At 31.6% G+C, this 24,026-nt stretch carries 22 protein-coding genes and 3 tRNA genes; 11 read left to right on the top strand and 14 right to left on the bottom strand.

From position 1 onward, the window contains the following. The first annotated feature begins 63 nt into the window (after window positions 1-63). Complete coding sequence (locus tag E4J94_RS00760) at window positions 64-459, top strand: protease inhibitor I42 family protein (protein WP_135833999.1); 396 nt, start codon at window positions 64-66, stop codon at window positions 457-459. Window positions 460-556: 97 nt separating this feature from the next. On the opposite strand, the gene E4J94_RS00755 is transcribed toward E4J94_RS00760, so the two are convergent. The 6 genes from E4J94_RS00755 to tamL all read right to left on the bottom strand — a co-directional run bounded on the left by E4J94_RS00755 (window position 557) and on the right by tamL (window position 5,533). Then, window positions 557-629 (bottom strand) — tRNA-Gly (locus tag E4J94_RS00755). 29 nt (window positions 630-658) lie between these two features. Beyond that, window positions 659-742, bottom strand: a tRNA-Leu gene (locus tag E4J94_RS00750). 31 nt (window positions 743-773) lie between these two features. Next, window positions 774-846, bottom strand: a tRNA-Gly gene (locus E4J94_RS00745). 88 nt (window positions 847-934) lie between these two features. Continuing rightward, window positions 935-1,783 (bottom strand): acetyl-CoA carboxylase, carboxyltransferase subunit beta, encoded by an 849-nt coding sequence (accD, locus tag E4J94_RS00740; protein WP_135833998.1) that lies wholly within the window; start codon window positions 1,781-1,783, stop codon window positions 935-937. Window positions 1,784-1,824: 41 nt separating this feature from the next. Then, window positions 1,825-2,892 (bottom strand): class II fructose-bisphosphate aldolase, encoded by a 1,068-nt coding sequence (gene fbaA / locus E4J94_RS00735; RefSeq protein ID WP_135833997.1) that lies wholly within the window; start codon window positions 2,890-2,892, stop codon window positions 1,825-1,827. Between the two features lie 37 nt (window positions 2,893-2,929). Then, window positions 2,930-5,533 (bottom strand): translocation and assembly module lipoprotein TamL, encoded by a 2,604-nt coding sequence (gene tamL / locus E4J94_RS00730; protein WP_135833996.1) that lies wholly within the window; start codon window positions 5,531-5,533, stop codon window positions 2,930-2,932. 4 nt (window positions 5,534-5,537) lie between these two features. Here tamL and E4J94_RS00725 point away from each other — a divergent pair, with 4 nt between their 5' ends. The 3 genes from E4J94_RS00725 to E4J94_RS00715 all read left to right on the top strand — a co-directional run bounded on the left by E4J94_RS00725 (window position 5,538) and on the right by E4J94_RS00715 (window position 8,167). After that, on the top strand, window positions 5,538-6,281 hold the full coding sequence (locus E4J94_RS00725) for a TrmH family RNA methyltransferase (RefSeq protein ID WP_135833995.1): 744 nt from the start codon (window positions 5,538-5,540) through the stop codon (window positions 6,279-6,281). Between the two features lie 88 nt (window positions 6,282-6,369). Continuing rightward, entirely contained in the window at window positions 6,370-7,638 is a 1,269-nt protein-coding gene (locus tag E4J94_RS00720; RefSeq protein WP_135833994.1) for a serine hydrolase domain-containing protein, read from the top strand. Window positions 7,639-7,783: 145 nt separating this feature from the next. Then, window positions 7,784-8,167: an HU family DNA-binding protein gene (locus tag E4J94_RS00715; protein ID WP_135833993.1), complete on the top strand. Its 384-nt coding sequence runs from the start codon at window positions 7,784-7,786 to the stop codon at window positions 8,165-8,167. Window positions 8,168-8,297: 130 nt separating this feature from the next. On the opposite strand, the gene E4J94_RS00710 is transcribed toward E4J94_RS00715, so the two are convergent. The 3 genes from E4J94_RS00710 to E4J94_RS00700 form a co-directional block, all read right to left on the bottom strand. Beyond that, on the bottom strand, window positions 8,298-8,822 hold the full coding sequence (locus E4J94_RS00710) for a hypothetical protein (protein WP_135833992.1): 525 nt from the start codon (window positions 8,820-8,822) through the stop codon (window positions 8,298-8,300). A gap of 121 nt (window positions 8,823-8,943) precedes the next feature. Next, complete coding sequence (locus E4J94_RS00705; protein WP_135833991.1) at window positions 8,944-10,056, bottom strand: ABC transporter permease; 1,113 nt, start codon at window positions 10,054-10,056, stop codon at window positions 8,944-8,946. Continuing rightward, entirely contained in the window at window positions 10,056-12,131 is a 2,076-nt protein-coding gene (locus tag E4J94_RS00700) for a carboxy terminal-processing peptidase (protein ID WP_135833990.1), read from the bottom strand. The genes E4J94_RS00705 and E4J94_RS00700 overlap by 1 nt, the downstream gene beginning before the upstream one ends. A gap of 193 nt (window positions 12,132-12,324) precedes the next feature. Between E4J94_RS00700 and surE the strand changes: the two genes are divergently transcribed. Then, complete coding sequence (gene surE / locus E4J94_RS00695) at window positions 12,325-13,089, top strand: 5'/3'-nucleotidase SurE (RefSeq protein WP_135833989.1); 765 nt, start codon at window positions 12,325-12,327, stop codon at window positions 13,087-13,089. Window positions 13,090-13,154: 65 nt separating this feature from the next. Here the strand turns inward: surE and E4J94_RS00690 are convergent, their stop codons facing one another. Both E4J94_RS00690 and gyrA read right to left on the bottom strand, forming a co-directional pair. Beyond that, a complete protein-coding gene (locus E4J94_RS00690) occupies window positions 13,155-14,351 on the bottom strand; it encodes a tetratricopeptide repeat protein (protein WP_135833988.1) in 1,197 nt (398 codons plus the stop codon). Window positions 14,352-14,354: 3 nt separating this feature from the next. After that, the gene (gene gyrA, locus E4J94_RS00685; protein ID WP_135833987.1) at window positions 14,355-16,928 is read right to left on the bottom strand and encodes a DNA gyrase subunit A; all 2,574 of its coding nucleotides are present in this window, start codon (window positions 16,926-16,928) and stop codon (window positions 14,355-14,357) included. Window positions 16,929-17,292: 364 nt separating this feature from the next. On the opposite strand from gyrA, the gene rpmH reads away from it, so the two are divergent. Both rpmH and E4J94_RS00675 read left to right on the top strand, forming a co-directional pair. After that, window positions 17,293-17,451, top strand: coding sequence for a 50S ribosomal protein L34 (rpmH, locus tag E4J94_RS00680; RefSeq protein WP_019974979.1), 159 nt, complete (start codon window positions 17,293-17,295; stop codon window positions 17,449-17,451). Between the two features lie 82 nt (window positions 17,452-17,533). Further along, the gene (locus E4J94_RS00675; RefSeq protein WP_135833986.1) at window positions 17,534-18,226 is read left to right on the top strand and encodes a cell division ATP-binding protein FtsE; all 693 of its coding nucleotides are present in this window, start codon (window positions 17,534-17,536) and stop codon (window positions 18,224-18,226) included. Window positions 18,227-18,261: 35 nt separating this feature from the next. Here the strand turns inward: E4J94_RS00675 and E4J94_RS00670 are convergent, their stop codons facing one another. The 3 genes from E4J94_RS00670 to E4J94_RS00660 are packed head-to-tail and all read right to left on the bottom strand — an operon-like array spanning window position 18,262 to window position 20,514. After that, entirely contained in the window at window positions 18,262-19,146 is an 885-nt protein-coding gene (locus tag E4J94_RS00670) for a glycosyltransferase family 2 protein (protein WP_135833985.1), read from the bottom strand. Then, window positions 19,147-20,262, bottom strand: coding sequence for a glycosyltransferase (locus E4J94_RS00665; RefSeq protein WP_135833984.1), 1,116 nt, complete (start codon window positions 20,260-20,262; stop codon window positions 19,147-19,149). It lies immediately after the preceding gene. 18 nt (window positions 20,263-20,280) lie between these two features. Continuing rightward, window positions 20,281-20,514: a uroporphyrinogen decarboxylase gene (locus E4J94_RS00660; protein WP_135833983.1), complete on the bottom strand. Its 234-nt coding sequence runs from the start codon at window positions 20,512-20,514 to the stop codon at window positions 20,281-20,283. Window positions 20,515-20,590: 76 nt separating this feature from the next. On the opposite strand from E4J94_RS00660, the gene kdsA reads away from it, so the two are divergent. The 4 genes from kdsA to E4J94_RS17770 all read left to right on the top strand — a co-directional run bounded on the left by kdsA (window position 20,591) and on the right by E4J94_RS17770 (window position 24,016). Next, complete coding sequence (gene kdsA / locus E4J94_RS00655; protein ID WP_135833982.1) at window positions 20,591-21,400, top strand: 3-deoxy-8-phosphooctulonate synthase; 810 nt, start codon at window positions 20,591-20,593, stop codon at window positions 21,398-21,400. Between the two features lie 72 nt (window positions 21,401-21,472). Next, entirely contained in the window at window positions 21,473-22,834 is a 1,362-nt protein-coding gene (gene hemN / locus E4J94_RS00650) for an oxygen-independent coproporphyrinogen III oxidase (protein ID WP_135833981.1), read from the top strand. A 60-nt stretch (window positions 22,835-22,894) separates the two neighbouring features. Further along, the gene (gene hpt / locus E4J94_RS17775) at window positions 22,895-23,431 is read left to right on the top strand and encodes a hypoxanthine phosphoribosyltransferase (protein WP_038333090.1); all 537 of its coding nucleotides are present in this window, start codon (window positions 22,895-22,897) and stop codon (window positions 23,429-23,431) included. 6 nt (window positions 23,432-23,437) lie between these two features. Beyond that, window positions 23,438-24,016, top strand: a complete 579-nt coding sequence (locus E4J94_RS17770; RefSeq protein WP_246034222.1) for an adenylate kinase — start codon at window positions 23,438-23,440, stop codon at window positions 24,014-24,016. Window positions 24,017-24,026: the final 10 nt, after the last annotated feature.

Below are 24,026 nucleotides of genomic sequence, written 5' to 3'. Positions count from 1 at the left end.
AAAGCACTTAGTTGAATAGCTTTATAACTGTTTTTATAAAAAAATAACCAAAATAAAATAAGTATGATTAAAAAGACTTTACTAATTATGGGAAGTGTAGCTTTGTTGACAGCATGTGCAACAAATTCGAGCAAAGAACAAACAATCAGTTTGGATACAGTCGAAAACGTAAAAACAATTAAATTGAATGAAGGTGATCAAGTGAAATTAGAAGTAACAGCCAATCCTTCTACAGGTTTCGATTGGTTTACTGCAGAGCCAGAAGGTTGTAACGTGAAAATTGTAAATAAAGTGAATGTTAAAAAACAACAAGAAGGAATGGTAGGTGTACCAAGTAAAAATGTATATACTGTGAAAGCAGGTAGCAAAGGAGAGTGTACAATTCAATTTGATTACAAAAGAGGTTGGGAAGAAGTTGCTCCATCTAATACAAAGCAAATAACGTTTGTAGTAAAATAAAACAAAAAAGTTCTCAAAACTGAGAACTTTTTTGTTTTATAATTTGACTATAAAATTATAAAAAAAGCCAAAGAGAAATTTCTCTTTGGCTTTTTAGAGCGGGAAACGGGACTCGAACCCGCAACATTCAGCTTGGAAGGCTGACGCTCTACCAATTGAGCTATTCCCGCGTGTAAATTTCAAAATCAAATTAAAAAAGTACCTCAGGCGGGACTTGAACCCGCACGTCCTAATGGACACAGGATTTTAAGTCCTGCGTGTCTACCAATTCCACCACCAAGGCAAAATTTGATTTTTGAATTTATATTTCAAAGAGCGGGAAACGGGGCTCGAACCCGCGACCTCAACCTTGGCAAGGTTGCGCTCTACCAACTGAGCTATTCTCGCGATTGGAGTGCAAATATATAAAATCAATCCTTAATAATCCAAATCAAATTTGAATAAAACTTTAAAAATATATTTGCACTTATTTTAATTAGTTGATAGGCATTAACATATCAGCTACTTCTTTTATTTTATCTTTCATCTTTTTACGGTGAACGATCATATCAACGAAACCTTTTTCTAATAAAAATTCAGAAGTTTGAAATCCTTCTGGTAAATCTCTACCAATTGTTTCTTTGATAACACGTGGTCCAGCGAAACCAATTAAAGCTCCTGGTTCTGCCATAATAACGTCTCCAATTGATCCGAAAGAAGCTGTAATTCCTCCAAAAGATGGATTTGTTAAAATAGTGATATAAGGAATATTGTTATCTGCTAATTGGATTAATTTAGCTTCTACTTTTGCTAATTGCATTAAGGATATAGCAGCTTCCATCATACGTGCACCACCAGATTGTGTAATGATAATATAAGGGGTTTTATGTTTAATAGAATAATCTATTGCACGAGCAATTTTTTCTCCCATTACAGATCCTAAAGAACCACCAATGAATTTGAAATCCATACAAGAAATTGTAATATCACGTCCATGAATTTTTCCTGTCGCATTGCGAATAGAATCTGTCATTCCCGTTTTCTTTTTAATTTCTTTTAAACGATCCTTATAAGGTTTTGTATCTGTCCAATTTAAAGGGTCTTTACTTTCAACTTTTGTATCTAATTCTGTAAATTTCCCTTCGTCAAATAAGATATCAAAATATTCTTGAGAACCAATTTGTACGTGGTGATCGTCTTCTGGACTTACGTACGCATTTGCTTTCAATTCTTCAGTTTCAATAATTTTTCCCGAAGGTGTTTTATACCATAAGCCTTTTTTAACGTCTTTTTTAGACTCTGTAGGCGTTGTAATATTTTTCTTGCTTCTAATAAACCAAGGCATATTCTCTGTTTTTATTTGAATAGAAAATCTTTATAAAAAGATTATCCTAAAGTATTAATATTATTTAAATCGTGGAAAGATTGAATTAATCTATCTTTGAAAGATATTTCACCAGATCTTAACCACACTCGAGGATCATAGTATTTTTTGTTAGGTGCTTCTGGTCCTTCTGGATTACCAATTTGTCCTTGTAAATAAGCTGCATTTTCGTCAAAATATTTACGAACACCTTCCATAAATGCATATTGTAAATCAGTATCAATATTCATTTTGATAACTCCGTAACTTATTGCTTCTCTGATTTCTTCTAAAGTAGAACCTGAACCTCCATGGAAAACAAAGTTTACAGCGTTATCTACACTATATTTCTCGTTTATGTATTTTTGTGAATTGTCTAAAATTTTTGGAGTTAGTACAACATTTCCTGGTTTGTAAACACCATGTACATTTCCAAATGCAGCAGCAATCCAGAAATTATCAGATACTGATTTTAAGTTTTCATAAACGTAAGCAACTTCTTCTGGTTGTGTGTATAGTAAAGAGTTATCAACATTAGAGTTGTCAACTCCATCTTCTTCACCACCTGTGATACCTAATTCCATTTCTAGAGTCATTCCAACTTTAGACATTCTTTCTAAATATCTTTTACACGTCTCTACATTCTCTTCTAAAGGTTCTTCAGATAAATCTAACATGTGAGAACTAAATAAAGTTTTTCCGAATTTATTGAAATGTTCTTCATTAGCATCCATAATTCCATCAATCCAAGGCAATAATTTTTTTGCACAATGGTCTGTATGTAAAATTACAGTAGCTCCATAAGATTCAGCTAAAGTATGAATATGTTTTGCTCCAGCGATAGCGCCTTTAATAGCAGAAAGTTGATTTTCACCTTTTAAGCCTTTTCCAGCATTAAAAGAAGCACCTCCGTTTGAAAATTGAATAATAATAGGAGAATTTACCTCGACAGCAGCTTCCATTGCTGCATTAACTGTGTCTGAACCGATGACATTACACGCTGGTAAAGCGTACTGATTTGCTTTTGCATCATTGATAATGTCTTGAACTAATGAACCGGTAGCAACACCGGCAGGAAATTTTCTGCTCATTATGTTAGTATTTTGTGAAACAAATATAGATGTTTTTTTAGAAAGGATAGTTAATTCCGAAATGTAATCTTGGTTTTAGAATATTAAAATTATCAAATTGCCAACGATTACCCAACTCATAAGAAGGATCATAAATTTTATAACCTAAATCAAATCTTACAATTGCAAAGGTACCAATGTGGTAACGGAAACCAACTCCAGATCCGATACCGAATTCTTTATAAAAGTCTTTGAATTTGAATAAAGTTTCTTGACGACTTTTGTTAACGCCCCAAATATTACCTGCATCAATAAAATATGCGCCTTCTAAACTTCCAAAAAGATTGAAACGATATTCTGCATTGAATAACAATTTCATACTTTCAAATTCTAAACTTTGATTTTTAGAATTGATACGAGGTTTACTACCTGGTCCTAGTGTTAATGGAGCCCAACCACGAACATCATTCGCTCCACCAGCAGAATAACTTCTTACGAATGGTGCCGAGTCTGAATTTCCATAAGGTTGTATAATCCCAAATAAAAAACGTCCAGCTACGCTTGAATTATAATTTAATTTAAATTTTCTTCTAATATCAATGTCTAACTTTATAAATTGCGAATATGGAATTCCAAATATCAAACCTGTTTGATTTCCATCTCGATCAGGTTCAGCTTTATTAAAACCAAAAGCCTTGTCTAAACCTCTTAATACATTTCCAGCTAATTCAACTCTTGCTTGTATAAACCAAGGATTACTTTTTGGTCGGAATGCATTTTCCTGATTATATGTAAACTGATAAATAAAGGAATTGATTAATACATTTTGAGAAATATTTGCTTTTCTATACAACATGTTCTCAAAGTCAACATAAAGTTTTGCATCATCTCCTGTTAGTGAATTTTGAAAAGCTTTGTCTGCTTCAATCGCATTAGTCAATTCGTCATCAGTTAAATAAATTGGCGCATTTGGATCATATTGATAATATAAATCTTTTACTTTTTCTTTCGTTCTATTATCTGTTGTAAAAACATCATAATATCGATCTTTTTTTCGATTGCTAATAAACTCTGTATTAAATAAAGATACTTTATGTTGAAACTCTGAACTAGAGATATCCATATCAAAACCAAAACCATAAGTAGTTTTATCTAAACCTACATTTTTTTGTGTACTTGCATTCATTCGAATTGCAGATTCTGCAGAAAAACGCTTTGGTAAAATATTGTCTAAATTAATTGGGGTTAATAAATATGGAAACTTCAGTTTTGTTTCAATAGCAATTTCATAAGCATTTAAGAAAGCTTTGTTCAAAGAAAAATCTTTATCAACAGAACCTAAAGTTCCTTTTAAGGTTGTTTCTAAGTTTTCTCCTCCTCCAAATAAATTTCTTGAAGTTAATGTCATACCGGGAGAAATAGCAAAATTCATATAACGAGAAGCATAACTTTCAACAAAGAGATTTAAATCATACTTCTTTTTAGGCGTAAAGAAAACATCAACATTAAGAATGGAATCTTGTTTAGATACTCTAAATCCATGAAGATTAATATTTTCTTTTTTGAAAATATTTCGTTTAGTCTGTATCTCTTGTCGTTGACGATATAACTGACCAGGACGGATAACAAATGCATCTGTAAAATATCTTGGTTTATATTCTGCTTCTTTTGAATAGAAGACATTATAATCTTTGTACTCTTCCTTTATTAATTTACTTTCATCATCAACTTGACTACGCACGTCAGCATAGATATTAATTTTTCCAAAGCGATATTGTGTGAAAGGTGTTATACTATCTATTTTTATAGAGTCTTGATTATATTTATCAATAAACATGGTAATATCAAGGCGTTTATTACTTTTTAAAGTATCAGCCTCAAAATATAAATCTTCTCCGGAATCATTAAAGTCATAGTAACCTCTATTCTTTAATAGATCAACAACTCTGTCTCTCTCTTCTTCAAATTTGTCAAACTTATATTGATCTCCAGCATGTAAAGAGCTCTGTTGACCTAATGTAGAATTTAAATACTCTTCAATTTTAATGTCAGAAATTTTTTGACTATAAGTTTCTATGTAAGAAGGTTCTCCTAATTTTATATCATAAACAGTCTCTGCTTTTTTTGATACAGAATCCTTATCATAAGAAACAACTACTTTCGAGTCAAAATATCCCTTATCATGAAACAATCGATTTAAGTTTTTTGCTGAAAATTCTGATTGCTCTTCATCTAATAAAATAGGCGCTTCCCCTTGACTATAATAAAGACGCTCTTTCCACAAACTCTGTCCAACATATTCACTCAAATTATTCTTTGTTAATAAACTGTCTAATAATTTTTGGTTACGAACAGAGGCGTCTTGACGATAATATTCATGAAAAGTTTCATCAAATTTTGCAGGTGACCAATTGTAAACCCATTGCCAAAGAGGAAAAAATCCAAGAAACTTTCCAGCTGGTTTTTGTTTTACGTAATCACTTAAATCTTTGTTGATTATAGATTTTTTCTTCTTAATATCAGGATCGTCTTTGTCATAGACAAATTTGTTCTTTACAAACAAATATTCTCCTTCAGGAACTTTTTTAGTTGTACTACAGCTATAAAAAAGTAATCCTAAACAAGAGATAAGTGCTATATTTGTTGTAATTTTTTTTTGCATAAATATGTTATCAAATAACGTTATTAAGATAATAACTTCTCTGGGTTCTAAAAAATATAGACAAAAATATAATTTGTTTGTCGTAGAAGGTGTTAAAAATATTGGGGAAGTTATAAAAAGTTCTATAAATATTAAAGAATTATTTATAATTGAAGACTTTTGGCCAGAAGTTACTCATATTAAAAAGACTTTTATTGAAGAAAAAGATTTGAAAAAAATCAGTTTCTTGACTACTCCAAATGTAGGTTTAGCACTTTGTGAACTGCCAAATTATGATGAAGATATCCAATTGAACGGTTTATCCATTGCCTTAGATGATATTCGGGATCCAGGTAATTTAGGAACAATTATCCGCTTGGCTGATTGGTTTGGTGTAGAGGATATTTTGTGTACCAAAGAATCTGTGGATATGTATAACCCAAAAGTTGTGATGTCGACAATGGGATCTTTTACACGCGTAAAAGTACATTATATAGATTTGGAGAAATATTTATCTGAATATAAAGGAAACATTTTCGGGACTTTTATGGAAGGAGAATCTATTTACGAACAAACACTTCCGCAAGAAGGTATCTTGGTTATGGGGAACGAAGCGAATGGAATTTCACCAGAAATCGAGAAGTTAACGACAAATAAACTAAGCATTCCGTTCTTTGGGAAAAATGGTTCTACCGAAAGTCTTAACGTAGCTGTTGCAACAAGTGTCATATTGGGCGAGTTTAAGTCTCAACTTTCTCATAAATCATAAAAAAAACTTAATGTTTATAAACGGGTAACTATTCCACAAATAAATATATACTTTAGTAGAAACAAACAATAAGATTAAGAAAAAACACATGAAATATGTAGCGGTTGTTCTTGCGTCTGCAATGCTGTTTATGGGAAGCTGTAGCAAGAAAAACGAACAAAAAGAAGAAGTTAGAAAGAAGGATCCTCATGCCTTACGCTATGATTCGTTGGATTGGAAAGCAGATTTCAAACCAATGAAGTACACACAAGCAGAACTTAATGATTACAGAAATAAACTTAATACCTTTTATAAAGACTTTTGGGTTGATGGAAAAGTAAGTGGAGGATTGCTTGTAGTGAAGAATGGACAAGTACTTTTAGAGGAATATCAAGGAATGGCAGACGAAAGACATAAACGTCCAATTACTGCCGAAACACCAATTCACATCGCATCTATCTCGAAAGTTTTTACATCTATGGCGATTCTTAAGCTTGTAGAAAAAGGTAAAATCAAATTAGATCAAAAAGTAAATACAATATTAGAAGGTTTCCCTTACAATGATATCACGGTTCGTAATTTGTTAAATCACCGCAGTGGTTTGCCAAATTATGCTAACGTTTTATGGAATAACAAGAAGGTAATGATGGATCGCGAGAAACCAATTTCTAATCAAGATGTGTTAGATATCTTTAGAGAATTTGACGTTAAACAAATTCGTCCCGCAGATAAAGGGTTTTATTACTCGAATACCAATTTTGCTTTTCTTGCACTTGTCATTGAAAAGATTATGAAAATGGATTATCCAAAAGCAATGAAATACATGGTTTTTGATCCTCTTGAAATGAATCATACCTTTGTTTTTGACTATGATCGCGATAAAGATACAGTAGCTCGTTCTTATAAATATAATGGATATGAGTGGGCTTGGGATGATTTTGACCGTACATATGGAGATAAAAATATATACTCTACACCAAGAGATTTATATAAGTTAGATGTTGCCATGTATTCGGATGATTTCTTACCAAAGAAGATAAAGAAAGAAGCTTTTAAGGGATATAGTTATGAGCAAAAAGGTTTCAAGAATTATGGGCTTGGAATGCGTTTATTAGAATATGATAATGGTAAAAAATTATTGTATCATAATGGTTGGTGGCACGGAAATAATACTGTTTTTGTACACGATGTTAACAATCAGTTTACTATAATTGCATTAGGAAATAAACAGAATAAAAATATATATAGTGCGTTTAAATTGGCTGGACTTACAGGAACTTATCCGCTGAAAGCACCAAATAAAGATTCGATGAGGTTGCATCAAAAACCAATCGTACCAAAAACAACAGCTAAACTTTCGACCAAAGTTTCAAGATAATAGCAAGGCTTTCTTATATAAGAAAGCCTTTTTTATTTTTATGATATAATGTATTTTACTGATAATCAGTAGTTCTATTTTGTTTATTAAATATAAATCACTAGATTAGAAGACATTATGAATTAACAATTAAATCTTATTACCTATGTCAGTAAAGTACAATGTTATCGAAAAAGGATATCCTGGAGATCCTACAGCGCCTAAAAAATTTTATGCAAGTTCTGTTGCAGATGGAGAAGTTACATTACGTAATCTTAGTAAAGAAATAGCTCAAACATCTTCTATAAGTGAGAGTGATGTTTATGCAACATTAATTGATTTGGCTAAAATGTTATCAAAACATTTATCTGATGGAAAGATTGTTCGATTAGGAGATTTTGGTTCTTTTCAGATTAGTATCAGTAGTGAAGGAGTAGATACAGCTAATAAAGTAAATGCATCTTTAATAAAAAGTGCTAAAATACTTTTTAGACCTGGTCTTGATTTACGAGATACTTTAGCTACTTTAAAGTATGAAAAAAAGAAATAATTCAATAGTTTTTCTAATTTCTAATTGAAGTAATTAAAAATGTCAAGTGATTTTGAATGAAATTACTTGACATTTTGTTTAAAATCTCCTTACATTTTATATAAAAGATAGAGAGGTTTTATAAAATAGATTAATTGATTTTTTCTAATTCACATATATAATTATTATAATCAATCATTTCTATATAAATAACTTCTCCTTTTGTATTATATTTTAAATTATAAGATACTGAATTAATTAAATTGTAAACATGACCAAGATTTAAAAATGATTCGACTAAAAATACTGGGTAATCTTTATCAGAATAAACAATATATACATCAAAATTACCTGGTTGCATGTCATAGGAATACTTTATTAATTGATTTTTTTCATTGAAATATTCAACAATATATCCTTCTTTAGTTTTTGATAAACGAGGTTTTGTTTGTTTAGTCTTTGTTACTAATTGATCAGGAAAAAAAGTTGGAGTATATAAATCAAAGTGTTTATTATAGAATAATAAATCTAATTTTTCTTTGGATTGTATGGTATCAAAAGATTGAGTATGTACTTCTCCTCCTATATAACATGTGTTTTTAAATATATGTTCTTGAGAAAAAAGAGTTATACATATATGTGGAAACAATAAGAAAATGAAATATTTTTTTAACATAACTAATGATTAATCAGTTTTAATATAACAAGTTAATCTTGGTTAATATTGTTTGACTGAATAAAAAAGCTGCTAAATAATTATATTTAACAGCTTTGTAAGTTATTGAAATCTATATTTCTTATTGCTTAATATCCATTATATCTCGTAGAACATTCCCAAAGATATTAAACCCAAGAACCAATAACATAATAGCTAATCCCGGTAGAATTGCCAAATGTTGTTTCCCTAAAATAATATGATTATAATGTTCTTTAATAATATTTCCCCAAGACGGAGTAGGAGGTTGTGCTCCAATTCCAAGGAAACTAAGACCGCTTTCTACTAAAATTGCCGAAGCAAAATTGGCAGCAGATATAACGATGATAGGTGCAACAACGTTAGGTAATATTTGGTTGAAGATAATTCTAGTGTCCGAAAATCCTAATGCTTTTGCTGCTTCTACAAATTCTTTTTCTCTGTATGATAGGAATTGTCCACGAACTACACGTGCAACTTCTACCCACATCGTTAGTCCAACAGCGATAAATATCTGCCAAAATCCTTTTCCGATAGCTAAGGTAATAGCAATAACCAATAGTAGTGTTGGGATAGACCACACAACGTTTATCAACCACATTATTATGTTATCTGTTCGTCCCTTGTAATAACCTGCAAGCGCGCCCAAGGAGATTCCGACAACTAATGAAATGAAAACAGCGATAAACCCGATAAGAAAAGAAATTCTTGTCCCTATAATTAATCTCGAATAAAAGTCTCTTCCGTAAGAATCTGTACCAAGTAAATAAGTTTTTGTGTAGATAAAATCTTTCTCTATATCTTGTATTTTGATGTTATGATTAGTCCAAGTTGATAAATCTATCTTTATTGCTTCACCACTTAGTCCGTTTCCTATATATGGAACATAAGTGATGCTTTTTTCATCTTTCTTGTAAGATGTGATACTTATTTGTTCGGTATCGATCTCTTTCCCGAATATAAAATCAGAAAAGCTTGTTTTTCCTGAATAATTTGGTAAAGGGATTTCGATTGTTTTTTGCTGATAACCTATAGGAGCATATGCAATAGTTAGGTCTTGTCTGTTTGCATTTTCTGTTTTATCAGACGCAAAGACATAGGCAAAAATAGAAATGATTGCAGCTAATACTATTACACTAAAAGAAAGAACACCAAGGGTGTTCTTTCTTAATTTATTGAATACGATATGAGAAAATGAACCGTTTTCTTGTTCCATTATTTAATGTCTCTTAAAACGTTAACAGCTTCGTTTAAATAAAAGTCTTTTTGCATTCCTTTGAACCAATTGTCTCGTTTAGCTTTTAAAACAGTATCTGTTTTAGTTGTAGTTAAATCATTTTGATTCATTGTAAATTTGAAATTGTTTTTATATTTATCTAAAGCTTCGAATTTCTTTATTTTATCTTCACGAGTTTTACGAAAAGCTTTGTAATCTGTTAAGTTTAAAGGAACCTCTTTCACATCTTCCATTGATTTAATGAACTTGAAACTTTCGTTCATTAATTTCAAGTGAGCATTATTTTCTAAACGACTTTTACTATTTGCTTTAATCTTAGTTAAGTCGAAAGTTGTAGGCCATTTTGCAATAACCAATGGTTTGATTTGATCCCAATTCAAGGCTTCTGGACGAGATGCTTCACTGATATCTTCGTAAGTGAATTGATCAACTAGAGAAATATCTGATTGAACTCCTTTTAATTGTGTTGATCCTCCGTTTACACGGTAGAATTTTTGAATTGTTAATTTAATAGCTCCGTACTCATCACTTCCTGATTGACGATCTAAAGGTAAGATAGTTTGTACTGTACCTTTACCAAACGTTTGAGGAGAACCTACAATAACAGCGCGACCATAGTCTTGCATTGCTGCTGCAAAAATCTCTGACGCAGATGCGGAAAGCTCGTTAACCATTACTACTAAAGGCCCGTCGTATGCGATAGAATTATCTTTGTCTTCGTGAATTTTAAGCATTCCGTCTGAACGTCTTACCTGTACAATTGGTCCTTTGTTAATGAATAATCCAGATATTTTTACAACTTCATCAAGAGAACCTCCTCCATTATTACGAACATCGAAAATAAGACCTTTGATGTTTTCTTTCTTCAATATTTCAATTTCTTTCTTGATATCATCTGAAGGGTAACGTCCACCTTCTTTTCCCATTGGAGTGTAGAACTCAGGTAAGTAAATCATTCCATATTTATCTCCTTTTTCATCTGTTATAACAGATGAGCGAGCAAATACTTCATCGTATTCGATTACATCACGAATCAAAGAAATAGTTTGTTGAGAACCGTCTTTTTTCTTAACAGTAAGAACAACTTCAGTTCCTTTTTTACCTCTAATTAAACGTATTGCATCGTTAAGTAACATTCCTACAATATTCTTAGCCTCTCCATTTTTCCCTTGCGCAACTTTGATAATTTGATCTCCTACTTCTAGTTTACCATTTTTCCAAGCAGGACCTCCAATTACTAATTCTGCAATTGTCGCATATCCTTTTTTGTCTTGTAATTTAGCTCCAATTCCTTCCATTTGTCCAGACATTTCGAAATCGAAATCCTCTTTACTTGTTGGAGAGAAGTATGTCGTATGTGGATCATATTGCTCTGTAAAAGAATTTAGGTAAATAGAGAAATAATTCTCGCGTTTCGTTTGTTTGATACGACGGAAATAGTCAGAAATTAAATCTTTAACTTCTTCACGAGCCATTTTTTCTACTTCAGCAAAAGGCGTTTCTTTTGTGATTTTCTTTTTGTCTTTATCGGCTAAAGGATCCTTGATTGCTTTTAAAGACTTTCCGTTATCAATTGTATCTTTTTTCTCTCCTTTCAATTCTTCTTGCATTGAAACGATTTCTAACATCACGTTATATTTTAGATATTTACGCCATAAATCTTTTGCTTCGTTTTTATCTTTTGCATATTTAGACGTTTTGTAATCGATATTGAAATTCTCTTTTTGATTAAAGTCGAAAGGTTTTGATAAAGCATTCATTGAATACTTTTCCGCTTCAGCAATTCTTTTATAGATTGTGTCTGCAGTAGAATTATAGAAACTTAGATTTTCAGATTTATAATAATCATCTAAATTGTGATAATCTTTTTTGAATAAGTCATAATCAGATTGTAATAAGAAGCGTTTACTTGGATCGATATACTCTAAGTATTTATTAAATACGTTTTCTGAAAATTTATCGTCAATTGTAGCGGGTTTGTAATGTAGATAAGTTAAAGTATTTCTCGCGTTTTTTACGATTAGCTTTTCTTTTTCTTCGTTAGTGTCAAGCATGGGTTTACAAAAACAAAAAGCAAGTAAACTCATTGATAAAAACGATAGTAAAACATACGTTTTTTTAATTAACATATTGCGTTGGTGTTATATAAATTAATAATTTAAGAGTCCTTCAAATATAAAACAAAAAAGAAATTAGAAGGAAGTTTTTTACATTTGCAAAAATGATGAATAAAAGTAAGAATAAAATATGGAAAGACCGCTAATTTTAGTGACAAATGATGATGGAGTTACTGCTCCGGGAATAAGAGCTTTAATAGAAATCGCAAAAGAATTTGGGAATGTTTATGTTGTTGCGCCAGATAGTCCGCAAAGTGGAATGGGACATGCAGTAACTATAAACTCAACATTATTTTGTGATGAGATAGAAGTAGATGGAGATATAAAAGAATATGCATGTTCTGGAACACCAGTAGATTGTGTTAAATTGGCTGTTTCTCAGATATTACCACGTAAGCCAGATTTGTGTATTTCAGGAATTAATCATGGATCAAACTCTTCTGTAAATGTAATTTATTCAGGAACTATGTCTGCTGCTGTGGAAGCAGGTATTGAAGGGATTCCTGCGATAGGATTTTCGTTGTGTGATTTTTCTTATAATGCAGATTTTAAATCTTCAGAGAAATTTATCAGAATTATTATTTCACAAGTTCTTGAGCATAAATTACCAAAAGGAGTTGTGTTAAACGTTAACATTCCTAAACTGAAAGAAACAGAAATAAAAGGGATAAAAGTTTGTCGCCAAGCTGATGCTAAATGGGAAGAAAAATTTGATAAGCGAGAAGATCCGCGAGGAAGAACGTATTATTGGATGAGTGGCGAATTTAAGAATCTTGATAAAGGAGAAGATACAGATGAAAGAGCTTTAGAAGAAGGTTATATTTCAGTTGTACCTGTACGTTATGATTTGACAGCTCATCATTTCTTGACAGATTTAAGAAATTGGGATTTGTAAATCTTCATTTGAATAAATAAAAAAGGACTTCAATTGAAGTCCTTTTTTATTTTATGTGAAAATTATTATTTCACTAATTTTTTCTCAGCATCACGATAGAAAGTTTCTTTTTGTTCGTTTCCTAACGTCTTATAAGCTTGAATTAAGTTTCGAATAACTTGACGATTTTCTGGTTGAATTTCGTACATTTTTTCAAGATAAGGAACTGCTTCCGTAAACAAAGCTTTACGTTTTACTTCGTTTGTATTGTAAATTTCTTTCTCTTTTTTAGATGTTCCTAAATTGTTGTTCATTGTTTCAACAATTTCTTTGTCTGGTTGCAAAATAGCTAAAACTAAATTGTTGTAAGACTCGAAATGTTTAGGATTTAATTCAATCGCTTTTTTGAACATTTTTTTTGATTCTTCAGCTTTTGAAGTATCATCTAAATATAAAACTCCTAAATTATAATAATTTTGTGCATCATTAGGACTGATCTTAATAGCTTCTTCGATGCGTTTTAACATTTTATCAGAGTTTCCAGAAACTTGGTAAATGCCTGTTGCAATGTTATTGATATCTGCATCTCCAGGATATTTAGCAATAGCCTCCTCTACAATAGCATCGTATTTCTTAGCGTTATACAAGCCATTAAGTGCTAAAACGTACATATCACGATTGTAATCTTTTGTTTGATTAGTAGATTTACCTGTAAATCCTTTTGCCGCCAATTCTTTCAAAATTGTTAATGATTTATCGTAATCATTTGCATTGTAAAAACAAATTGCCGCTTGATACTTATAGATGTCTTCTTTTGTTCCTAATGCTTCTACTAAGTTGTAAACATTTAAAAACTTTGTTCCAGCTTCAGTAAACTGTTTTGTATCCATAGCTTTATTAGCAGCTTCTAATTCTTTGTTTGCCAAATTAGAAACTTCAGATTGTAACAAGAAACCGTATTTTGGTTGTAATGTAACTTCTTTCGCTTTAGCATAGTTACCAGTAGATGTAGCTTTATCTAAATCAGCTTGAGAATAGTAAAACTCATCTTTTTTAGTGTCTTTGTTTTTGACTTGCCAAACTTTCCCGTTTTCATACTTAGATAATTTTGCTAAATCTTGGCTTGCTTTCGTAACATCTCCTTTTGATAAGTTTTCTTTTGCTGATTTATTGTATTTTTCAGCTAAAACTGTAGGTTCTGTTGTTAATTCTTCTGTGTTTGTTTGAGCAAACGATGTTGACATTGCTAAAACTAAACCTAAACTAAATAATAATTTTTTCATTGATTATTCATTATTTGGATCCTCAGCAGTTGTTTTTTCTGCTTGAGTTTCGTTGTTTTCGTTTGTGTTTTCTACAACAATTGGATTTCCTTCTTCATCAAGTTCTACTTCATCTTCCAATTCTTCTTCAACTTGTACTTTTGCAATTGCTGCAATCTCATCGTTCTTTTTCAAGTTAATCAATCGAACACCTTGTGTTGCACGACCCATTACACGAATTTCATCTAAACCAGTTCTAATTGCAACTCCAGATTTATTGATAATCATTAAATCATCTTCGTCTGTAACAGCTTCAATTGCGATTAATTTTCCTGTTTTATCAGTAATGTTAAGTGTTGTTACACCTTTACCACCACGATTTGTTTCACGATAATCTTCGATAGAAGAACGTTTTCCATAACCTTGTTCAGAAACAACTAATACAGTTTCTTTTTCTACATCAGTTACAACAATCATCCCGATAACCTCATTATCTGGTTGATCTCCTAAATTGATACCACGAACACCAGAAGCAGTACGTCCCATTGGACGAACTTTTTCGTCTTCGAAACGGATAGCTTTACCATATTTAGAAGCGATCATAATTTGAGATTTACCATCTGTTAGTAAAGCTTCTAATAATGTGTCTCCTTCGCGAACTGTAATTGCGTTGATACCATTAACACGTGGACGAGAATAAGCTTCTAAAGATGTTTTCTTGATGATACCATTTTTAGTTACCATGATTACGTAATTATTATTTACGTATTCTTCGTTCATTAAATCGTGTGTAAGGATATATGCTTTTACTTTATCATCTGGCTCGATGTTGATCAAGTTTTGAATTGCACGACCTTTAGATGTTTTAGAACCTTCTGGAATTTCGTATACACGCATCCAATAACATTTTCCTTTTTCTGTAAAGAATAACATGTATTGGTGGTTAGATGCTGAAACCATATACTCTAAGAAATCTTCGTCACGTGTTGTAGCGGCTCTATTACCAACTCCTCCACGAGATTGTTTACGATATTCAGAAAGAGGCGTACGTTTGATGTATCCCATATGAGAAATTGTTAAAACAACTTGCTCATCAGGAATTAAATCTTCGATATTTAAGTCTCCACCTGCATAATCGATATCAGTACGACGTTCGTCTCCATATTTTTTACGAACTTCTAATAACTCATCTTTGATAATTTGCATACGTAAATCTTCGTTTGCTAAAATATCTTTCAAATGATTAATCATTTTCATGATTTCTTCGTATTCTTCACGAATCTTATCAATTTCAAGACCTGTTAATGTACGTAAACGTAAATCTAAGATTGCACGTGCTTGAATTTCTGATAACTCGAAAGCTACCATTAATCCAGTGCGAGCTTCTTCTGGTGTTGCAGATTCACGAATGATTTTAATTGCGCGATCAAGATCATCTTGTGTTCCGATTACTTTCATGTAACCTTCCAAGATATGTGCTCTTTCCTGTGCCTTTCTCAATTCGTATTCAGTACGACGAACAATCACTTCGTGACGGTGTTCTACGAAATGATAAATCATATCTTTCAAATTCAATTGCTCTGGTTTACCATTAACTAAGGCAATATTATTTACGCTGAAAGATGATTGTAATTGAGTAAATTTATATAGTTTGTTTAAAACAACGTTAGGAACCGCATCCATTTTAAGAACATAAACAATGCGCATACCTTTACGGTCAGATTCGTCACGAATCTCAGAAATACCATCTAATTTACCATCTTTAACCAACTCTGCAGTTTTTGCAATCATGTCTGCTTTATTAACTTGGTAAGGGATTTCTGTTGCTATAATACAATCGCGACCATGCACTTCTTCAAAATTAGTTTTTGCACGTAGAACAACACGTCCGCGTCCAGTTTCGAAAGCTTGTTTTACACCATCGTAACCGTAAATAGTACCTCCTGTTGGGAAGTCAGGTGCTTTGATATGCTGTGTTAATTCATCAATTGTAATCTCACGATTGTCAATGTAAGCAATTGTTCCATCGATAACTTCTGTTAAGTTATGTGGTGCCATATTTGTGGCCATACCAACCGCAATACCAGATGCACCATTTACTAATAAGTTTGGAACACGAGTAGGTAGTACAGTAGGTTCTTGGATAGTATCGTCAAAGTTTAGTTGAAAGTCAACTGTCTCTTTATCTAAATCAGCTAGTAATTCGTCTGAAATTTTTTGAAGTCTTGCTTCAGTATAACGCATTGCAGCAGGTGGATCACCATCTACAGAACCGTAGTTACCTTGTCCGTCAACTAGTAAGTAACGCAAAGACCAAGGTTGCGCCATACGTACCATTGTGTCGTAAACAGAACTGTCGCCGTGTGGGTGAAATTTACCTAAAACTTCCCCTACAATACGTGCCGACTTTTTGTAAGAACGATTAGAAAAAACACCTAATTCATACATTCCGAATAATACTCTACGGTGTACAGGTTTTAAACCATCACGCACATCCGGAAGCGCACGAGATACGATTACCGACATCGAATAATCGATGTAAGCGGATTTCATTTCATCCTCAATGTTAATTGGGATTAGTCTTTCTCCTTCAGTCATATTGTTTTGTTATATAAGGTGGCTAATATACGAATTTTAAGCTAAAAAAAGACTGATAAAAACAAGATATTTGATGTTTTATGAAAGTTTTAAGGAAACTTTTCTGTTCCTTCCGAAAATAGGTTTGTTAGATCTTCAAAAATAAAATTGTTGATAAGTTTTAAATGTTATTGTTTTAATTTTCTCTTGCTTAACAAAAAAAAGTTTCTATATTTGCACTTCGAAAATTACAAAGTGTAGAACGGAACACGGTTTACTATTAATTCAGCTTTTTTGTAATTTTCTATCAATTTGATTTTTGAATTAATAATAATAACTGTATATTTGCAACCCATTCGAGTAATGGATTAGAAACTTAGTAAAGATGAGTAAGAGAACATTTCAACCAAGTAACAGAAAAAAAAGAAACAAACACGGATTCCGTGAGCGTATGGCTTCTAAAAACGGGCGCAAAGTATTAGCTGCTCGTAGAAAGAAAGGAAGAAAAGCATTAACTGTTAGTGAAGTAAGAGCTAAAAGATAATCGCTACAATTCATAAAAAATAAGCTTGAAGGTCGTTCTTTCAAGCTTTTTTTTTACATTTGTTTTAAAGACTGTAGAAAGTATGGAAGCTAAAAATGTAATTGAGTTAAGTCAATCATCTATATATCAAAGAAATCATTTAGTATTATCTGACGTTAATTTTACACTTAACGAAGGAGAATTTGTTTATCTAATCGGTAAAACAGGAAGTGGAAAAAGTAGTTTATTAAAAGTACTTTATGGTGATTTACCGCTTCAATCTGGACAAGGTTCTGTGGTTGGAATGGATTTGAAATCACTGAAAACAAGTAAAATTCCAGATCTTAGAAGACATTTAGGAATTGTTTTCCAAGATTTTCAATTGTTAACAGATCGTACGGTAGAACAAAATTTAACGTTCGTCTTGAAAGCAACAGGTTGGAAAGATAAAGCGACAATCGATAAACGTATTGATGAGGTTTTAGATTCGGTAGGAATGTTGTCTAAAAAGAAAATGATGCCGTTTCGTCTTTCTGGAGGTGAACAACAGCGTGTTTCTATAGCTCGTGCATTGTTAAATCATCCTGAATTAATTTTAGCCGACGAGCCAACAGGAAATTTAGATCCAGAAACGTCGAATGACATTATGGATTTGTTGTTGTCAGTTTCGAAGCAAAATAATTGTGCAGTTTTGATGGCTACACACGATTACGAAATTATTCGTCGTTATCCTGCGCGTAAAGTACGTTGCGAAGACGGAAAATTATTTGAAGTTGCAGAAGCAATTACAGAATAAGAAAAAATCACACAATATAATTTTAAAGAAAGAGTTTACTTAGTTGTAGACTCTTTTTTTATGCGAATAAATTCGCCAAGTTTATATAAATTAAAATAAGTCAGATTCGGATTTTGACTAAGTAAATTAGAATAAATATATTGTTTGAAAACAGAATAAAACTTTGAATAAATACTTGTTAATCGATATTTTTCTAATTGAAGATAAAAGTTTAAAAGTTTGATGTACTGAAAATCCTCAACTTTAATTTTATTCGAGTTAATTAATAAATTTAAGTTTTTTAAACTTGAAATATTTTTCTCTAAATACGTTTTGTTGTTTTCTAAATGTGCGTTAAAAACAGAGTTGTCTATAATGGTGATTTGAATATTATTTTTCGCTAGTTCAATTCCGAAAAGAGTATCTTCATGTCCGTAATTTCGAATAGTCTCATCAAATAGGATTGATTCAAAAACTGTACGTTTAATTAGAAAATTATTTGACATAAAACTTCTAATAATAGCCGGACTTTCTACTTTTTTGCCGTATTTCCAATTCAGAGAAACGTTTTTATTAGGACATTTTTCAGGATAAATTCTTCCTCCACAAACAACATCTAAATTTTGTTTTACTGTTTTTAAATAATTTGAAATAAAATGAGGATTATGATGAACTAAACCATCGCAATCTAAAAAAAGTAAATAAGGTTGAGTCGCATAGTTTAGAAATAAATTTCTGATTTTCGAGCGACCAATATTTTCTTTTAATTGTATAAATTTGAAGGGATCTTTTAGTTCAGAATTAATTTCTTGAAAATATAAATCCGAAGCATCGTCAATCACAATGATTTCGATATTATTTTGCATAGAAATTTGTTTCGAAAGTTCGTAAACTAACGGTTTTACATCAAAATTATATATCGGAATACAAATACTTATCATCTATTTTGCACGATCAAATATCTCCTTCAATTTTAATTCTTCATTTTCCCAACAAAGTTCGTTTGCAGCATTTGCAAGGTTTTCTTGGTAACTTCTTTTTCCTTCGTTTAAGATTTCTTGTAGTTTTTCAGCCAAATGTTTTGGTTCGTGGTTGTCAATCACTTTTCCAACTTTATATTCTTCGACCATTTTTTTGATTTCTGGTAAATTTGTTGCTAAAATTGGTACTCTAGCTTGAATAAAGTCAAATAATTTATTCGGTAGAGCGTAGCGATAGCTTAATCCTAAATCTTCTTCCATACTCATTCCTACATCAGCTAAAGGTGTTATAGTTTTTAAAGTTTTTGGGGGAATATTTCCTAAAAAATGAATGCGATTAGTTAAATCTAAATCTTTTACCAATTGTTCGTATTCAGTTTTTTTGGGCCCTTCGCCAGCAATCCAAAATTGACAATTATCAATGTATTTGAAGGCTTCAATCATTCTGTCAATTCCTCGACTCATGTTAATTACGCCTTGATACAATAATATTTTATCGTTTGTTGGATTTTCGGGTAAGCGAAAGAAAATTAAATCTTGTTTATCGTTAAGTTTTGTTCGGTTGGGAACATTTCTAATCACAGCCGGATTAGCACCATATTCCTTGCGAAACCAATTGGCATATCCATTACTTACCGTATAAAAATATTTAATTCTTGGAACAAGAGAACGTTCTAAAGTTTTCCAAATTTTTTTTGTTTTAGGACGATTGTGTAATGATGGTAATTCTGAATAAATTTCATGACTATCAAAAACTAAAGGAATTTTTTTGATTTTACTAACCAAATAAAAAGGAAGTAAACTATCCAAATCATTGGCTAATAAAATAGTTTGTTTATCAGCTTTTTTAAGTAAGGTGAAAAACAATTTGTAATTAAATTCTGCATACTTTTTCATTGTTGATTGATTTTTTTGTTCCATCAAAAATGTCTTGTACGGTTTATTCAATTCTGGTCTTCCGTTTATAGTTGCGCCAATCAATTCTACATCGTACCCAAATTTTAACAAAGAATGGCAAACTTTATCTAATCTTTGATCGGTTTCAATATTATTTAGTACAGCAGATAGGATTTTCAATTTTATGGTTTTTTAAGATTATTTTCCAGGTTTGAAAGCAATATAATATGCCTGAACTAAAAATAAAATTGCATTTGGAATAAGGACTGGCCAAGCCTCAATCATAGCAGCATAAATTACAAAACATACACAACCAATTGCATTGATAATGCGAATAATTGTAATCTTTGAAAAAAAGAATGCTAGTACAATAAAGACTGAAGCAAGATAGCCAAAAATATCGGCTATACTAATGTTAGATAAAAAATCCATAAAACGATAAATAAGAATGATAAAGTATAGGCAAAATTATGAAAAATAAGTCGATAACTTTGTGTAAATTTGCACAATGATAGAAACTTTATCAAAGATAAAACACAAAGATTCGCCAAACTTCTTTTTACTTGCTGGTCCATGTGCCATCGAAAGTGAAGATATGGCTTTGAGAATTGCTGAAAAAGTAGTAACAATTACTGATAAATTAGAGATTCCTTATGTTTTTAAAGGATCTTTCAAAAAAGCAAATCGTTCTCGTATTGATAGTTTTACAGGAATTGGAGATGAAAAAGCATTGAAAATTATCCAAAAAGTAGGAGAAACATTTGATGTGCCAACAACTACAGATATCCATGAACCTTTTCATGCAGAAATGGCGGCGGCTTATGTAGATGTGTTACAAATTCCTGCTTTCTTGGTTCGTCAAACCGATTTAGTGGTTGCAGCTGCACAAACAGGGAAACATGTTACATTGAAGAAAGGTCAATTTCTTTCGCCAGAAGCAATGAAATTTCCTGTAGAGAAAGTAACAGATTCTGGTAATAATAATGTTGCAATTATCGAGCGTGGAACTATGTTAGGTTACGGAGATTTAGTGGTAGATTATCGTGGAATTCCTGTGATGCAGAATTATGCGCCAGTTATTTTAGATATCACACATTCTTTGCAACAACCTAATCAAGCTTCGGGTGTAACAGGAGGAAAGCCAGAATTAATCGAAACAATTGCAAAAGCTGGAATTGCTGTTGGTGCTGACGGTATTTTTATCGAGACGCATCCAGATCCTAAAAACGCAAAAAGTGACGGAGCAAACATGTTACAATTAGATTTGTTAGAAGAATTATTAACGAAATTAGTTAGAGTTCGTCAGGCAATTCTATAAAAATAATTTTTAAAGAAAATTTATTAAATAATACTTAGTCAAGTTGATTAAGTATTTTTAATTTTTTAGATAATGAATAATTTAATTCAGAAATATAATATTCCAGGACCTCGTTACACAAGTTATCCAACTGTTCCGTTTTGGGACAATGATGATTTTACTAAACAAGGTTGGATTGAAAGTTTTCAACGATCTTTCGATGAAAGCAATGCTGAAGAAGGGATATCAATTTATATTCATTTACCTTATTGCGAATCGTTGTGTACGTTTTGTGCATGTAACAAACGTATTACGAAACAGCATTCGGTAGAAGTTCCGTATATTGATACAGTTTTGAAAGAATGGAAATTATATGTGGATTTATTTTCATCTCGACCAAAAATTAAAGAAATTCATTTAGGAGGAGGAACACCAACATTTTTCTCTCCAGAAAATTTGAAGAAATTAATTGATGGTATTTTTGAATATGCGGATGTTGCCGAAGGACATGAATTTAGTTTAGAAGGGCATCCAAATAACACAACAAGAGAACATTTACAGGCTTTATACGATTTAGGTTTTAGACGTATTTCGTATGGTGTACAAGATTATGATCTGAAAGTTCAGGAAGCGATTAATCGTGTTCAACCTTTCGAGAATGTGAAAAGAGCAACAGAAGAAGCGCGCGAAATTGGTTTTACATCGATTTCTCACGATTTGATTTTTGGTCTTCCACATCAAACAATGGAAGGTATGATGGAAACAATTAATTTAACAAAAGAATTAAATCCAGATCGTATTTCATTTTACAGTTATGCGCACGTGCCGTGGATAAAAGGTGTTGGACAACGTGGTTTTCATGATGATGATTTGCCTTCGCCAGAATTGAAACGTGCATTATATGAAAAAGGAAAGAAAATGTTCGAGGAAATGAACTATTTCGAAGTTGGAATGGATCATTTTGCCTTAGAACAAGATTCGATGTATCAATCGATGAAAAACCATACATTACATCGTAATTTTATGGGATATTCTTCTTCGAAAACACAATTAATGTTTGGTTTGGGAGTTTCTTCTATCAGCGATTCTTGGTACAGTTTTGGACAAAACGAGAAGACGGTAGAAGAGTATGAAAAATCAATAAATAACGGAGAATTATCCGTTTTCAAAGGTCATATTTTATCAGAAGAAGATTTGATTATGCGTCGTCATATTCTAAATTTAATGTGTAATTTAGAAACTTCTTGGGCTGATGATAATATGAAATTTGATGATGTAGATCGTATTAAAACTATGTTGCAAGATATGGTTGACGATAATTTGATTGAATTTGTAGAAAATGGTTTGATCGTAAAAGAAGAAGGACGTCCATATGTTAGAAATGTGTGTATGACATTCGATAAGAGAATGATAGATAACGAGCCAGAAACACGTATTTTCTCAATGACAATCTAATAAAATAGATAAATGTTTTAAACTTTATCAAAAAAAGTATATATTTGAATATCTCAAACAATGAAAGAAATAGAAATTCACGGTAAAAAATTTATTCCGTACATCGCTTTTGAAGAAATAGAACACGCCATCAAAAATATGGCAAACGAAGTTTACGAAGAATACAAAGACGAAAGACCGATTTTTGTTGGTGTATTGAACGGAGTTGTAATGTTCTTCAGCGATTTCTTAAAACAATATCAAGGAGAATGTGAGATTTCATTCTTGAAATTAAAATCTTACGAAGGAACAGAATCAACAGGGAAAATTACTATTGAGATGGATATTCCGATGAATGTTGAAGGACGTCACGTAATTATTTTAGAAGATATTGTAGATACAGGTAATACGTTAGTAGAGTTGCACCGAATCTTGAAAGAGAAAAAGGTAAAATCATTAAAAGTAGCAACTTTATTATTTAAGCCAGATGCTTACAAAAAAGATTTAAAGGTAGATTTAGTAGGAATCTCTATTCCTGATAAATTTGTAGTAGGTTATGGATTAGATTTTGACGGATTAGGAAGAAATTTACCAGATATTTATCAAATAAAACATTAAAACAAAATGCTAAACATTGTATTGTTCGGACCTCCTGGCAGTGGTAAAGGAACACAAGCTAAATTTTTAGAAGAAAAGTACCAAACTCCTCAAATTTCTACAGGAGACTTATTTCGTTTCAACCTTAAAAATGAAACAGAATTAGGCGCTCTTGTGAAATCTTATATGGACAAGGGACAATTAGTTCCAGATGAGGTAACAACAAATATGTTGGTTGATCATTTAGATAATAATCCAAATTCTTATGGATATATTTTTGATGGATATCCACGTACAACATCTCAAGCAGAAGCTTTAGATAAAATCTTAGCAGATAAATACGAAAGCGAAGTTTCGATTACATTAGCATTAGTTGTGGATGACGAAATTTTGGTTCAACGTTTATTAGAGCGCGGAAAAACTTCTGGTCGTGCTGATGATGTGGACGAAAAAATTATTCGTGATCGTATTACAGAATATTACGAAAAAACTGCAATTGTAGCAGAACACTACAAAGCGCAAGGGAAATGGATTGAGATTGATGGAGTAGGTTCTATTGAAGATATTACCGAAAAATTGAACGCAGCAATTAAAGAAGTTTTATAAGAACAACTTT

Origin of the sequence: Empedobacter tilapiae, assembly GCF_004785645.1 — a bacterium.
Classification (GTDB): Bacteria; Bacteroidota; Bacteroidia; order Flavobacteriales; family Weeksellaceae; genus Empedobacter; species Empedobacter tilapiae.
The sequence above is the reverse complement of the archived record's forward strand: the minus strand, read 5'-3'. Positions and strand labels throughout refer to the sequence as shown.

Excerpts from the sequence above, each read along its gene's own strand:
- surE (WP_135833989.1), top strand. The coding sequence starts at position 12,325 with ATGGAAAGACCGCTAATTTTAGTGACAAATGATGATGGAGTTACTGCT.
- E4J94_RS00705 (WP_135833991.1), bottom strand. The coding sequence starts at position 10,056 with ATGGAACAAGAAAACGGTTCATTTTCTCATATCGTATTCAATAAATTA.
- E4J94_RS00700 (WP_135833990.1), bottom strand. The coding sequence starts at position 12,131 with ATGCTTGACACTAACGAAGAAAAAGAAAAGCTAATCGTAAAAAACGCG.
- hpt (WP_038333090.1), top strand. The coding sequence starts at position 22,895 with ATGAAAGAAATAGAAATTCACGGTAAAAAATTTATTCCGTACATCGCT.
- E4J94_RS00720 (WP_135833994.1), top strand. The coding sequence starts at position 6,370 with ATGAAATATGTAGCGGTTGTTCTTGCGTCTGCAATGCTGTTTATGGGA.
- E4J94_RS00675 (WP_135833986.1), top strand. The coding sequence starts at position 17,534 with ATGGAAGCTAAAAATGTAATTGAGTTAAGTCAATCATCTATATATCAA.
- rpmH (WP_019974979.1), top strand. The coding sequence starts at position 17,293 with ATGAGTAAGAGAACATTTCAACCAAGTAACAGAAAAAAAAGAAACAAA.
- E4J94_RS00715 (WP_135833993.1), top strand. The coding sequence starts at position 7,784 with ATGTCAGTAAAGTACAATGTTATCGAAAAAGGATATCCTGGAGATCCT.
- kdsA (WP_135833982.1), top strand. The coding sequence starts at position 20,591 with ATGATAGAAACTTTATCAAAGATAAAACACAAAGATTCGCCAAACTTC.
- fbaA (WP_135833997.1), bottom strand. The coding sequence starts at position 2,892 with ATGAGCAGAAAATTTCCTGCCGGTGTTGCTACCGGTTCATTAGTTCAA.
- E4J94_RS00670 (WP_135833985.1), bottom strand. The coding sequence starts at position 19,146 with ATGATAAGTATTTGTATTCCGATATATAATTTTGATGTAAAACCGTTA.
- E4J94_RS00690 (WP_135833988.1), bottom strand. The coding sequence starts at position 14,351 with ATGAAAAAATTATTATTTAGTTTAGGTTTAGTTTTAGCAATGTCAACA.
- E4J94_RS00725 (WP_135833995.1), top strand. The coding sequence starts at position 5,538 with ATGTTATCAAATAACGTTATTAAGATAATAACTTCTCTGGGTTCTAAA.
- E4J94_RS00760 (WP_135833999.1), top strand. The coding sequence starts at position 64 with ATGATTAAAAAGACTTTACTAATTATGGGAAGTGTAGCTTTGTTGACA.
- E4J94_RS17770 (WP_246034222.1), top strand. The coding sequence starts at position 23,438 with ATGCTAAACATTGTATTGTTCGGACCTCCTGGCAGTGGTAAAGGAACA.
- E4J94_RS00660 (WP_135833983.1), bottom strand. The coding sequence starts at position 20,514 with ATGGATTTTTTATCTAACATTAGTATAGCCGATATTTTTGGCTATCTT.
- tamL (WP_135833996.1), bottom strand. The coding sequence starts at position 5,533 with ATGCAAAAAAAAATTACAACAAATATAGCACTTATCTCTTGTTTAGGA.
- gyrA (WP_135833987.1), bottom strand. The coding sequence starts at position 16,928 with ATGACTGAAGGAGAAAGACTAATCCCAATTAACATTGAGGATGAAATG.
- E4J94_RS00710 (WP_135833992.1), bottom strand. The coding sequence starts at position 8,822 with ATGTTAAAAAAATATTTCATTTTCTTATTGTTTCCACATATATGTATA.
- hemN (WP_135833981.1), top strand. The coding sequence starts at position 21,473 with ATGAATAATTTAATTCAGAAATATAATATTCCAGGACCTCGTTACACA.
- accD (WP_135833998.1), bottom strand. The coding sequence starts at position 1,783 with ATGCCTTGGTTTATTAGAAGCAAGAAAAATATTACAACGCCTACAGAG.